This is a genomic window from Myxococcus llanfairpwllgwyngyllgogerychwyrndrobwllllantysiliogogogochensis (assembly GCF_006636215.1).
GTDB classification, from domain to species: Bacteria; Myxococcota; Myxococcia; order Myxococcales; family Myxococcaceae; genus Myxococcus; species Myxococcus llanfairpwllgwyngyllgogerychwyrndrobwllllantysiliogogogochensis.
This window is the reverse complement of record NZ_VIFM01000036.1, coordinates 1-14,743: the sequence shown is the minus strand read 5'-3', so window position 1 is coordinate 14,743 and position 14,743 is coordinate 1. Positions and strand designations below refer to the sequence as shown.

2 protein-coding genes are annotated in these 14,743 nt (G+C 70.0%); both read right to left on the bottom strand.

Annotation, left to right across the window (positions count from 1 at the left end):
• Positions 1-61: 61 nt before the first annotated feature.
• A complete protein-coding gene (locus tag FJV41_RS11775) occupies positions 62-934 on the bottom strand; it encodes a peptidylprolyl isomerase (protein WP_181790575.1) in 873 nt (290 codons plus the stop codon).
• A 38-nt stretch (positions 935-972) separates the two neighbouring features.
• Positions 973-14,727, bottom strand: a complete 13,755-nt coding sequence (locus tag FJV41_RS11770; RefSeq protein ID WP_181790573.1) for an IPT/TIG domain-containing protein — start codon at positions 14,725-14,727, stop codon at positions 973-975.
• Between the last annotated feature and the right edge of the window lie 16 nt (positions 14,728-14,743).

Here is a 14,743-nt window from a genome sequence, read left to right as displayed (position 1 = left end):
GCCACGGCGACGACAAGCGCGAGGACAACATGCCCCGACCCGATGCTTCTGACTCCCCGACTCATCCCTCATCCCCTCGCTTGACAGCCGCATCCGGCGCGGGCTTCCCCTGGGAGCCCATCGCTTCAGGGAAGCGCGTCACTTTGATGCGTTCTTCCAATTCCTTGCTCAGACGGGCCTCGGCCTCACGCCGGGCCTGCGCGGCAAGCACTCCACGAATCTCATCGAACGACGGCACCACGGACTCCACCGGAGCAAGCGCTTGCGCCACATGGACACCGAAGGGTGTTTCGAAGGGCTTGCTGAGCTCGTCCTTGCCAAGCGCGGCGACAGCCTCGAAGAAGGATGGGTGGACCTGTCCTTCCCGGACAATCCCGAGGCTCCCTCCGTGCTGGCTGGAGGCCTCGTCCTGGCTCGCATCACGAGCGACGGCCTCGAAGCTCTCGCCGCCCGTGATGCGGGCATGGAGCAGACTGGCCCTGTCCCGTGCCCTCCTGCGCTCCGCGTCATCCGCGCCGGGTGACAGGCGCACCAGGATATGGCGAACCTGGACCTGCCGTCGCGCAAGCGTGTCGCGGGTGACCGCATAACGTTCACGCAGGGCCGTCTCGTCTGTCGCCCCTCGCAGCGCCTCCTCCAGCGCGGCCTGAGCCAGGACTTCACGCTGGGCCGCGGCGAGCCTCGCCCGGATGTCGGGACGGGCCGGAAGGCCGAGTCCGGTCGCATGCTCGGCGAGCCGGACCCGTGCGATCAGCGCGTCGAGCTGGGCGCTCATTTCGCCAGCACCGGACGCCCGGCGTGATGTGAAGTCCTGGAGGTCCTCGTTCCGGAGGTCGGTGTGCCCCACCCGCGCCACGACCTCGGGGTCGCGACACGCTGTCGCCTGCACGGCGAGAACCAGCACACCCACGGCGAGCGCTCTGTGAATAGACATGGAGGAGATCGAGGCTGTCCGGTCGCGCGATGGGGAGGTCATGGCAGGTTGTAGTTCTGGGATTGCAAGCGTGCCCCTGGCGACACGGTCAGCGTGCCCGTAATGACGAGGGTGTCCGTGGTGAACACCTGGGCGTTTCTGGTGACCGTGAAGTTCCGGAACACCTGCTGTCCTCCTGGCGAGGAGAGCAGCGTCGTAGGCTTCACGTAGTTGATGTCGAAGCCGTACTGGACCTGGTCGAAGACGAGGTCCCCGTACTCCTGCAGACTGCCCTTCAGGTACACCGAGCCCACGCCTCCGTTGGGTCCACCTCGGGCAAGCACCTTGCTCCAGTCGAAGCTGCTGGTGGCCGTGTCGTAGTACACCGCCACGCGTCCACCACCGCCGCCGCCGCCGATGTAGCTATTGCCTCCATTCGCGTTGATGGAGCCCGTGCCCGTGAAGGCTCCCACCTCCACCCGGATTCCTCCGCCCGCGCCTCCATGCCAGCCGAGCTGGCCATCGGCGAGCAGCTGCCCATCCAACTTCAGGCTGCCGGCTTTCACCTTCAGCAAGCCTCCTCCCGTCCCTCCCATGGAGGAGCTGTTCGTCGCAGCGCCTCCTGAGCCGGGCGCCGCCGGCTCCCGGTAGTCGCCATACACCGGCATGTTCTCGACACCATACTGGCCGTGCCCACCGTGGCCTCCGTGACTGCCGGCCGCGTTCTCCAGCCCGCTCGACACATTCCCCAGCGTCCGCCCTGCCCGCTGCGCATTCCCCTCCCGGTACCCTCCCAGGTACCCCCTCTCACTCACGTCGATTCGAGCCGCGGAGCCCACCTCGACCGCGCCGCTGACTTCCAATTCCAACGCAGGTGCCTGCGGCAAAGTCACATCCGACAGCTTCACCAGCGCAGAGCTGCCCAGCTTCAGGCTGCTCAGCTTCAACGGAGCGCCTCCCGCGACAGTCAACTGGGAGGAGCTCCCAAGCTCCACGGGGATTCCTTCCGGGAAGGCCCACGGGCGACTGAGTGACAGGTGGCCCCCATTGAGCACGGCCAACGCCGGTATCGCGCCACTGACTTGTCCACGCGCCAGCAGCGTCCCTCCATCCACCTGGAGCCACGGCGTGACGAGGTCCTGCTGTACCTCGATGTTGGCGGTTCTGCGCACCGCGAAGCGGTCATACGCCCCGCCCTCCACTGGAGTGGACTTCACGTAGTTGATGTCGAAGCCGTACTGGACCTGGTCGAAGACGAGGTCCCCGTACTCCTGCAGACTGCCCTTCAGGTACACCGAGCCCACGCCTCCGTTGGGTCCACCTCGGGCAAGCACCTTGCTCCAGTCGAAGCTGCTGGTGGCCGTGTCGTAGTACACCGCCACGCGTCCACCACCGCCGCCGCCGCCGATGTAGCTATTGCCTCCATTCGCGTTGATGGAGCCCGTGCCCGTGAAGGCTCCCACCTCCACCCGGATTCCTCCGCCCGCGCCTCCATGCCAGCCGAGCTGGCCATCGGCGAGCAGCTGCCCATCCAACTTCAGACTGCCGGCTTTCACCTTCAGCAAGCCTCCTCCCGTCCCTCCCATGGAGGAGCTGTTCGTCGCAGCGCCTCCTGAGCCGGGCGCCGCCGGCTCCCGGTAGTCGCCATACACCGGCATGTTCTCGACACCATACTGGCCGTGCCCACCGTGGCCTCCGTGACTGCCGGCCGCGTTCTCCAGCCCGCTCGACACATTCCCCAGCGTCCGCCCTGCCCGCTGCGCATTCCCCTCCCGGTACCCTCCCAGGTACCCCCTCTCACTCACGTCGATTCGGGCACCAGTGGCGACGCGCACTTCGTGAGTGACGGTGAGATCCATCCCGTTCTGGCCCGAGACGCCATGCGCGCTGTGGGTCACTGTCGCGGTGTCCAGCACGTAGAGGCTTCGGAACGTATGGGCCCCGTCAATGCGCAAGACCTTGTTGCCCTTGACGACGATGTCCTGGTTCTCGAAGCGGAAGTCGTTCGCGGCAATGACCTCCGTGATCTCCGTCGGCTGCTGCGGCTCGACCACGGCCACGGATTGGCACGACTGGCCCACGAGCCCCATCCGATCTTCCGCGAAGAGGCACACCTGGGCGGTGCCAGTCACCGCTGGCGTATAGCGCTGTCGCAGGGTTGCCCCGACATTCGGGGACGCGACGCGACTGCCCAGCACCGCTCCGTTGACCCGGAACTCGGCCCACGCCAGCGGCCCACGTTCATCCGAGATCCACCCAGACAGGTCCGCATCAACCCCGACGCTCAAGAAGCTGATGGCGCCGAGGCTGATGACGGGCGGCTGATTCGCATTCACCTGGAACGTCCGCTCGCCAGCCACCACGGAGCCCATGGTGTCCTCGGCGCTCGCCGCGACATGGACCGCCGTCGCGGTGCTCGCCACCGTCGCGTCGGTGCACAGCTCGCGGCAGCCCGCGCCGCACGACGTCGGCACCAGCATGGGCACGCCATCCACCGTGGCGGTGAGGTCCGAGACCCCGACGGTGTCAGTAGCTCGCGCGCAGATTCGCACCAGCTCTCCCTGAATCGCCGGGTCGGGCGTCATGGAGAACGTCAGGACTGGCGGAACATTCGAGTTCACCGTCGTCGTGCGCTCAGCCGTTGCCGTCCGGCCGCGAGCATCTGTCGCGACAGCGCGGAACTGAACCGACGCCTTCGTCGACTGCATGGGCAACACGTGGCTCGCCGACACCTGTCCACCCGTGCCTGCCCCAATCTCCACGCCGTCCGCGTAGAGCCGCACTCCCACGAGATCGCCGTCCGCATCCCACGCGGTGGCCTGAACGACGAGGGTCGCTCCCTCGTGGCCCGTCTCCGGCGGCGTGCCTGTTCCCAGGACCACCGTCGGCGCCGAACCATCCGGCTTCACGACATAGCGCTGCTCCGCCACGCTCCTCCTGCCCGCGGCATCCTCGGCCGTCACCGTCAGGCGGACTTCCTGGCCGATCAGCTCCTCGGAAAGCACCAGGGCATGGTCGAGGCTCGCGCTCCCACTCGCCTCGGCGCCTGATGCCACCACGACGCCATCCCTCTCCAGGGACAGCGACACCTGTCCATCATCCGTGGTCACCAGATGCAGCAGGTTGACGAACGGGCTGACACGCAGCTCCGAGGGCAGTCCCGTGGCAACCCCGGGCGCCTGGGTATCGGCCAACACCCGAACCGTGACAGCGGCCTCAGCGCTTCGGCCCGCGCCGTCGGTGAGCTGAACCGTGAGGGGAAGGTCCACGGACGTGCTCACGACCGGTGCACGGACCCAGGCCTTGAACAAGGTCGGGTCCGACGACTCGGAGGTCAGGCTTCCGAGGTATAGCGAGCCCAGTCGCGCGACGACCGACACGGGAGACAGCCCACCCGTGCGTCTCGCGGACACGGTCACCACAGCCCCCGAGCGGAGCTGCTGGTTGGCTCCGGGCGACACCACGGCCACCACCGGAGCACCCGTGGAGGGCGCCTTCACGTCGACGAAGAGCGCCGGAGACAGGGCCTCGACGCCGCCGGCGCCACGCACCCGGAACCGCAATGAATGCCGCTGGCCCACCACCGAGTCCGCGGGCACGGACCACCGCGCTCGCGGTGCCTGATCATCCACCGCGACCACCGGCACGCCATCAACCACGAGCTCCGCGTCGTCCACCGCCACGCCACGTGCCTCGGCGGCCAACACGACGTCCGTCCCCGCCTCCGCGGTGACCGTCCCGCCAGGCACATAGACACGCGCCGACGGAATGACCGCAACGGGAGGGCTGAAGTCCCTCACCCCCATGGCGCCGTCCGCGACCAGGATCCGGCCGGCGGCCAACACCGCGTCACTCGCGCTGGTGGCGGAAAGCTTGCCCAGCCGAACGGCCGCCGCTCCCTCCGGAAGGTGCCAGAGTTCGACGCCCTCGGTCCCTTCGCTCACGAGCGCCAGCCGCCCCTCCAGCCGGATGCGTTGGACTGCTCCCGCCGTGGGAACAGTGCCGATCAGCACCGGCGAGGCACCGTCCTCCCACCTGTAGATCGCGAGCGACGTCGTGCCACCCACCACAGCGAGCGTCCCATCCAGCGCCACGTTCGTCGCCGCCACGGGCAGCGTCGCGACCCGACGAAGCTGGCCGGAGGGGGCCACTTCCACCACGCCCACCCCCTGGTTCCCCAAGGCCACGAGCGCGCGTTTCTCATCACCCGCCACGTCGAGCGCGGCGCTGCCCAGGACGAGGGCGTCACGCGCCTCCGCCGCCGGCCAGCGCACTGACTTCACCGTGCCGGACGACACCGTCCACAGCCGTCCCTGGGTAGCGGCGAAGCGCTCCACGGCCCCCAGTGCGACGAGCGCATCCGCGCGGAGGTCGTTGGCCGACAAGGCCCCCTCGGCCGTCTCCCTCGCCACCTTCAGCGTGCTGCCATCCAGGAACAGCACATCGCGCCCCGCGCGCTCCACCTGTCGCACGTCCTGCCCCGCGAACAGCGGCCCCACCACTTGAGGCTTCGCCCCGCCAGCCACATCAATCGCCTGGACACCCGAAAGACGCGTCGCCGCGAGGACGCCGCCTCGGAACGGAGCCAGCCCCACCACCATGTCGGGGAGCGCCACCGGCTCGGCGACAACCGTCGGCACGGAGTCCGGCAACTTCAACACCCGGACGCCCGTGGGGCCGGCTGTCAGCAACAGTCCTTCGGTGACCAGCACGTCACTCACATCGAGCGCGGAGCGGGCCACGACCCACGGACGAGAGGGCTCGCGCAGGTCCACCACGCGAAGCCAGCCATCCCCCCCCGCCACATAGGCAACGCCCCGCACCACGTCGAGTGCGCGGACACCCGAGGGCATTCCCACCTCGGACACATGGGAGAGCGTCGTTCCGTTCGCACGCACCCAGGCATGCACTGCGGAATCCGTCGCCGACACCACGAGATCACCATCCACCTGCGTCGCCCGAACCTGCGCGGGGGCCACGGACAGCTCGCCCACGCCACCCTGCCCCTCGGGCGTCACGAGTGGCACCCTCACCGTCGAGGTCCCCACCGCGATGATCGGCCCGTCCGCCTGTGCGCCCAGCAGCAGCTCGGCGCTGCCCTGTGACAGCACCGAGCGAATGGGCATGGTCGGGTCTCCGAGATCCAGCGCCTCCACCACGCGCTGGCCGTCGGTGCGCGTGCGCGCGGCGTAGAAGCGGCCTGAGGCCGCGACACCGGTGTACTGGCCTTCGAGCCGCCCCACCACTCGAGGTGACGCCGGGACACCGATGTCCACGAGCCACAATCCGGCCTCTCCAAGCGCCAGGGCCACATGGTCTCCAAGCACCGCCAGCGAGACGGGGGCCACGGGGGTACTCACCGTCGCCACCGGGGCCAGCCCAGGCGAAGACGCCGCTCCCATCAGCCGCCCAATCCACAGACCACTCGAAGTCGCGACATGGACGTGCTCTCCAAGCCGGACAAGTCGAGTGGCGCCATCCAGCGTCACACTCGCCACCTCGGTCGGCAGCCGCGCCCCCACCACGGTTCGGGACACCACCGCCGTCGTCGTGTTGTTGGCACGGTCCTTCGCCGTCGCGCGAAGCTCCAGCAACGCTCCCGTCGGCGTCGCGTCCGGGACATGGAAGCGCAGCTCCGGTCCTCCCGTTGCATGGAGGACTCCCGACAGCCGCACCTCCAGGCTCACCCGCTCCAACGTCCCATCGTCGGAGGCCTCGGCACGCGCGAGCAACTCGCTCCCCGCGGCCACGATGTCGCCCGAGGGGTCCACCATCACGGCCACGAGCGGTGGCGCCAGGTCATCCACCACATTCAGCGTCAGCACCGTAGGCGCGGACTCGCGCCCAGCGGAGTCTCTTGCCACGGCGGTCACCACTACCGCGCGTGTCCCCACACCCAGCGGCATTCGCAGCGCGGCCTCCACCACCGAGCCAACGCCAGCTCCCGCGTCCTGACCATCCACCAGGAAGCGCACGCTGTCGCCCGTTCCTCCGGGCATGAGCGACGCACGCACCGTGACGCGGCTCCCTTCGTACACGAGCCCCGTCCCCACGCGCTCCAGGACAACCGCGGGTCCCTGACCGTTCAACCCATCGACCACCTGCACCGTGTGTTCGCGGGCCGGCCCTCGACGTCCCTCGGCATCGATGGCCACCAGCGTCACGGTCAACGGCGTCGTCGACCCCACCAGCGGAGCACGCAGCTCACCCGCCAACACGGGCGCCACCAGGAGCATCGGCTGCGCTCCCTCGAGCGTCACTTCGACTTGCGCGACACGCGCGGGCTCCTCGGGTATCGCCACCACGGAGAAGTAGGCCCCCTCGGCGACCGTGAGCGGCAGTTGGATGCTGGCGAGCGCCGGGCCCGTGGCCGCACCCGACAACGAGATCTGCCGTGTCACCCGAGCCTGCTTTCCAGCCAGATCCCGCACCCACCACTCCACCGTGGCCGTATCGCCAGTCAGGGGGAGGTCGACATAGGAGGGCGGCCGGGAGTCCCTGACGTCCACCACGACCTGGTTGACGGAGACCTCGGACACATAGCCATTGAGGCCCAGCAGGTCGTCGGACACCTGGGCATCCATCAACTGCAGCCGCCCTCCCCGGAGGGCCGTTGCGGGAAGGGCCGCCAGCGTGAGCCGTGGCGTCGCGGCTCCGCGAACCACCGCCTGACGGGACACGCCCCGAACAAGTCCACCCACCAGCGCACCTGGGACCAGACCGGCCACCCCCGTGACGGCGGGGTATAGGCCCGCCGCCACTGGCGCGCCACGGGCATCGAGCAGGCGTGCGCCCGTCTGCGTCCCGACGACGAGCAGCTCTCCAAAGGCCGCCGCGCTCAGGGCGCTCGCCCCCAGGACCGCCTCGCCCCTCGAGGTCAGTGTCCCCGCCACGACGTCGGCCGCGAAGCAACGCACCCGGACGCCGGCCACGCACACCCCGCCGTCGGCCAGCGCCGCGACCTTCGCGGAGACCGTCGCACCATGTCCCGCGCGAGCCGCGATGCGCGGAGCCTGAGGCCAGGAGACATCGAGCAGCACCAGCTCCGTACCGGCAACGGCGAACAACCGTGTTCCTTCCATGGAAACGGCCGACACCGGCCCCAGCGGGACAAAGCCGAGGCGGCCGCCCGTCCACGTCCGCAACTCCACGCCCTCGTCCGTGGCCACCGCCAGCCAGGCTGCCGAGCCATCCATCGCAGTGGGGCTCCGGACCAGCTCCGTCGAGGTCTGGAACACCAGCCCTGGCAGCGTGAACCGCTCCAGCGCACCGGCTCCGCCGCGTCGCAGCGCCACCACGGCGGAGTCTCCGCCGAAGCTCACTCCCACGGGGATGCCGACCAGCGAGCGTGATGCACGCCGCTGACCGGTGAGCCGCGAGCGCAGCTCCAGTTCGCCCCCGCCGCCGCCGTCCGCCCTCAGCACGAGCACGTCGTCTCCCTGCGAGACGAGCGCCACGGGCTCCATGGCCGCCAGCGAGTCCTCCACCTGAGTGGCCTGCCCGTGCGCGAAGACAGACAGGGCGCCGCCGTGCTCGGCCACACCCCGTGCTCCACCCAGCGCCGTCCCGGCCGCCCGCGCCACCACGGAGGCACCCTCCGGACCTTCCGGAAGGATTGTCTCCCCTGAAGACTGGTTCGCCGCCAGTCGCACGGGCAGCTCCGCGTCCGCCACGTGGACGGAAAGGGCTGGCGTCGCGCCAGCCTCCACGGTGCCCACGAGGGCGAGCGTCGACCCACCCAGCAGCGCGGGGCCGGCGGGCTCCTGGGCCAGGGAAACCGAGACAGAGGACGCCCCGTCGTCCATGACCGTCACGTGGAGCTGGATGATCGGGCTCATCGCCCCAGCCCTGTCCGTCGCCTGGGCCTCCAGCCGCAGCGGCGCGCTCGCGCCATCCAGGACCGGAGCCTTGAACGTCGCGCGCCAGGGAGACTGGGTGAGAACGCGCTCATCGGCGCCCGAGCGAATCCGAACCGACGCCACGCCAGCCTGGGCCGTGGCATCCACCAACACGTCAAAGGACCGCCCCTCCGAGAGCACTGCTCCCACGGACGGCGCGGCGAACGACACGTAGGGGCGTCCCGAGGACGGCTCCACCGTGAACGAAGCCACGGCCTCCGTCGAGTTCGCACGTGCGTCACGAGCCACCGCCACCACCTGATGAGCCTCGGCCGACGTCACGACGGGGGCCGCCCAGGTCACCGTCCAGGGGGCTCTGCGAGCAACGCCCACGGGCGCGCCATCCACCAGGAACTCCACCTCCACGACACCGTTGGCATCCGTGGCGGTCGCTTCCAGCACCAGCGCCGCTCCACCGACCACCCGGCCACCCGCCACGGGAGTCCGCAGGGCGACCACAGGCGCAGTGACGTCTCTCGTCACGGTGATGGTGCGAGGCGTCGCCGCCGTCACCTGGCCCTCGTCGTCCGTGGCAAAGGCCGTGAGCACCCGCGTCGCGCTGGTCGCCGCGCCCGTCAGCCTCGCCAGTCCGACAGGGTACGAGACGGATGCGGTCGTCCCGGAGTCCTGCTCGTGGCGCACCACGGGAACGCCGTCCACGTGAAGCTCAAGAACCCGCAGGTCATGGTTGTCGAGAGCGGAGACGACCACGTTCCGGGTTTCCCCCTCCTCCGCCGTCAAGTCCTCCGCCGGTGAGTCGATGCTCACGGTGGGTGGCGAGTCCGCCACGATGCTGACCACCACCGTCAGCGGCTGGCTGGTGTTTCCACTCGAATCCGTTGCCGTGGCCACCAGCGTCGACGGGCCATTCACCGCGTCCATCGGCCACGAGTAGCGGTAGTCGCCTCCCGACAAGGCGGTCAGTGGCTGACCGTCCACGCGCAATGACGTCGTCACCGAGCCGTCACTGTCATCGCTCCCGTCCACTCTGAACGTCCAGGCCACGCCAGCGGCGAAGACCGCATGGTCAACGACCAGTCCACCATCCGAACGACGCAGTCGCAGGGTGGGCTTCACCGTATCCACCGTGCGGAAGACTCGCTCGTACGGGGCCGCGATGTTGCCCGCGACGTCCGTGACGCCTTCCGCGCTCAAGACATAGAAGGTCGTGGAGACAAGTGGTGCTGTCGGCGTGAACCGCAGCGTGCGCCCATCCGGAAGGAGCGTCGACACGCCTGCTTCCGCGACGCGCGTCGGGGAGCGCATCAGGCGCAGGCGACTCGCGCTCGCCAACGACAGGCCTTCGTCGAAACGCACGTCGAAGGTGGCGGTCAGCGGCACCGACGAGGCCCCCACCGTATCCAAGGGCTCCACGCGAGCCACGAGGGGAGCCCTCACGTCTCCGCGATAGACGGCGTCCGCCACGACCACTGGCGACACGCCGGGCTGCCGCAGGTTGAGCGTCAGGTGCCCTTCCGGCCCCGAGGGAACCAGGGCCTCCACGCTGTCGGGTGTCCAGCTCCGTGTCGACGCCACCGTCGAGCCGAACAACACCTCGAGGCCCCGGTGGAACCCCGCCCCCGAGATGCGGACCCAACCACCCGCCATGTCCACCGCGCCCGGAGTCACGCTCGCGAACGTCAGCGGCGCGACGTACAGGAAGGGTGTCACCGCCCTCGCCTCCGCGCCGTCGGACTCGCGCTTCACGCGCACGACGGCAGGCCCCGCCAGCGACGAAGCGGGCAGGGTCACCGTCAACTGCTCGGGCAACACGGACTCGATGACCTGCGCCTCGGCACCGCCCACCTGGACATGCGTGGACGCATCGAAGCCCAGGCCATGCACCGTCACCGGCACGCCTCCGGCCACGGGGCCGCTGACAGGGTCCACGGCGTCCACACGCAGGGACACCGGCGCTCCACCGCCACGCAGGGGGTACGTCCAGGTGCCCTGAACGGCACCGCCCTCGATGTCGGCCATCGGCGCGAGGGTTACCTGCGCCGAGTAGATCCGCGTGGGGTCCAAGGCCGCCGACGGAACGAAGGTCAGCGTGCCAGGCAGTCGCGAGCCCGGAACCAGCGCGGCCCCGTCACGCAGCTCCACCATGGAGCTGGTGGTCATCGCCTGCGGGAGTTCCACCGGCAGCGTCACGGCGACACTCGCGCCCGACGGCACCCGTCCTCCCGGAGAGGGAGAGAGTGTGTCCACCGTGGGATACGGCACGCGGAGGATTCGCAATGAATCCCCCGCCGCGACCACGGCCACGCCGTTGACGATGGCCGAGCCCGGTCCCGCTCCCACGCCCTCGGCGAACGTGGCCTCATCCAAGCCGAGACTGATGTCGATCCACGCGGCCCGGGTTCCACCCACCGCCAACAGCCAGGGGCCCGAGAGCGACAGCGAACTCGACGTCGTCCCGCTCGGGTCCGCTGCCGCGGCCACGACGATGGGCGCGGACAGGTCCGTCATATCGACCAGGCTCAGGCGACGGCCGGCGGCCACCGCCACGCGAGTCCCCTCGCGGGCCATGACGCTCACGGGAGCGGTGAGCCCACGCACCTCGCCAATCAACGGCAGGTCGCTTCCCTCCGTGCCTCGGACCTCCAGACGGGAGCTCGCGCCATCCTCCACGAGCACCAGCAAGCTGTCGTCCACCACGTCGAGGTCTCGCACCACGCCCGAGCCGAGCACGGTACGCCCCACCACCACGTAGGTCCCACCCACCGGCGCCATCAGCGCGAGTTCATGGCCACCCGCCACGGCGATATAGGCGCGGCTGCCACCCGCCGCCACGGCGCTCAAGAGCACCCCTCCCGAGGGCGCCAGGGCCACGCGCTCGATGAAGGCCGGCTCGCAGGGAGACCGGGGCGCCTCGGTACACGCCGACAGGTCATAGCGAACCACTTCGCCCTCGCCCGCCAGATAGAGCGTGTCTCCGTCAACAGCCAGATCCACCGGAGCCGCCACGCCCTCCACGGTCCCCGTGATGAGCGGACTGCGCGCATCCGACAGGTCGACCGTCGACAGCCAGCCCTCCCGGGCGGTGAACAGTCGAGGCCCTGCGCGCACCAGCACTCCACCCACGTCATCGAGGCGGGCGCGCTCGGCCAGCGTGAAGGTGAAACCCTCCGGCAACGAGAACTGCCTGGGCGGGACTCCCGGCGTCAGCACGGTCAGTGCCACGCTCCCTGTCACGTCGTCCGGCACCTCCACCCGAAGCGCGCCGGTGTCATCCATCGTCACGCCGCGCGCGGGGGTCTGCCCGAAGGCGACTTCGCTGCCCGGGAAGAGGCCCTCACCTGTGAGCGTCACCACCGCCCGGCTTCCGAACGGTGCGTGGGCTGGCTGGACCTTGGCGATGACCGGAGGCACCAGATACCGATAGGCCCCCAGGCGCAGCCCCGTCAGCCCACCCGGGTTGATGACCTCCACCGCGGCGGCTCCCGCCTTGCCCGGAGGCACCTCGATGCGCACCCACCGACCGTCTGGCGCGACCGCCTGGACGACGGCGGGCTGCCCACCGACACGCACGACACAGCCTTGCAGGAAGCCTGTCCCCAAGACCTCGACGATGGTGCCACCCGCCTCAAGACCCTGGGCAGGCGCCACGGACGACACCTCCGGCCGCTCCAGGGAGGCATCACGGCTCGTCCGGAAGCGAATCCGGGCAGCGGTGCCCAGGCGCGCGCCTCGCAAGTCCGCGAGGTTCGCGCCCACACGCAGTTCGTACCCCGTGTCCAGCGCGAGGGGGGCATAGGGCGTCAGCACCACCTGCCCACCCTGCTCGTCGGCGCGGACCTGCCGCGAGACCGCCACCGGCTCACCGTCCGAGCCCCGAACCAACACCACCTCGCTCGCCGTGGCCACGTCGGGCAGCGCGGTCACCAGCACTCGCGCGACCTCACCCGGCGCCACGGTGTCGCCCTCTCCGGGCTGCGTCCCGCGAATCTCCAGGGTGTCCAGCTCCACGGAGGCCAGCGCTCCCGCCAGAGGCAGGTCGGCGTCATCCGGGTCGCTCACCGGCAGCTCCACGGGCGTCCCGTCTCCATCCAGGACGAGCGTCCCTACGAGCAGATGCCGCCCCATGAACGCCAGCGTGCGTGCATCCCCCACCACCGAGGCACGTCCAAGCCGGGTCGGCACCGCTCCCACGGGAACGGCGAAGCGCTGCACCTTGCCGCCTCCCGCCGCGACGTAGGCGATGCCCGCGGCGACCCGCGTCTGCTCCGCCGAAACCCAATTTCCCCCCAGAGGGTCATCCACCACGAGAGTTCCCGCGGGCGCCGGACTTGCCGGCGCCGTGAGGTCATAGATCGCCACCTGCCTGGCGCGCCCCAGGGACAGGAACGCACGGCTCCCCTCCGCGGTGATGTGCAACGCGGGAGCAACGAGGTCCGTCGCACCTCGCTCGGCCAGGTCTCCCGTCCGGGCGTCCAGCACATACAGCCGCGCCGGACTCCTGGACGCACTCGACACCAGGAGGTTCGTCCCCTGGAGCGCGAGCGCACTGACGCCGCCAGGAATCGACCGCGAACCCACGCGCAGCGGCCGTCGCGCCTCGTCCGAGACGTCGTACACGTGGACGCCCTCGGGGCCGCCGACGAACAGGAGGGACCCATCGAGCGCGATGTCCGAGGCATTCCCTGAGAGTTCCGGACGCTCCAGGGGTTCGTCCGGACGGGTGACATCCACCCGACGAACTCCCCCGCTCCCGGCCGCCACGAAGACGGTGTTGCCGCGCTTCAGCACGCGCCGGCTTCCGCCGAGTCCCGGGAAGGAGATCGACCTGATGAGCGTCACGTGTGTCGGCTCACTCAGGTTGGCCAACAACAACCCGCCTACGGCGGTCTGGCGGTTCGCCATGAGCAGCTGGCCATCCGCGCCGTAGACGTCCACGGTCGCGCCCAGCGCCACATAGGCAATGGCGCCGTCGACCACCACATCGCGCACGGGCGGTGTGCTCAGTCGAGCCACTGCGCCAGAGCCGTACAGGAAGGACGCCGGGAGCGTGCCGCTGTCGGCTCCCACGGACACCGAGACGTCGACGAGCCCGGGCGTATGCGTCGGTGCCACCGCCTCGGCGCTCTGGGAGCTCGTCACGCGCACATCGAACGAGTCCGTACCGCCGAAGTTGACGCGGAGCCCGGGCGCGAAACCGCGCCCCTGCAGCGCCACAAGCACCCCGCCCTGCCCGGGCGCACGCTCCGGCGACAGGCTGACCAGCTTCGGGGCATCCCGATAGACGAAGCCACCCATGAGACGCGCGGCCAGGGTGCTGGGGTCACGCACCTCCACCATCGCGGCGCCCACGAGGCGGACTCCATTCTCCAGGCGCGCCTTCGGAATGCGGAGGATGATGGACTGCGGGTCCTGGGACACCACCGTCGTCAGCGCCTCCTGCCCACCCACGAACACGCGCGTTCCCTCGCGGAAGCCGCTGCCCGTGAGCACCGCCATCGTTTCCTCGTCCGCGAGCCCGGAGGCAGGTGTCAGCGACGCGATGCGCGGCTGAACAGCGCCCTCCTCCGCCAGCTCGAACGTGCCCACGAAGGACTCCGCCTGCCGCTGGCTGCCGAAGGACTGGAGCCCGTCGACGTACACCGTGACGAGATCCCCAGCGACAAAGGGGCTGGCGGGCGTGAACACGACCGATGAGCCTCGGACCGCGAACTCGACCGTTCGTGTCCCTGGAACCGAAGGCGTGCTCACGCCATTCGCGTGGACGACGGAGACCTGCAGCGTCTCCTCGGTCAGCGACGATTCCTGCACCGGGAGCGTGAAGTCGATCCGGATCTGTCCTGCCTCGGCCACGAGCGAGTCGGGCGCGGGCGTCATGGCCACCGGCAACAGCTCCACGGGAGGAACGGACTGGAGGGTCTGCTCGCCCGACCCGGCCACGAAGAGGGTCCCCCCCACCCAGCCGATCCCCGAC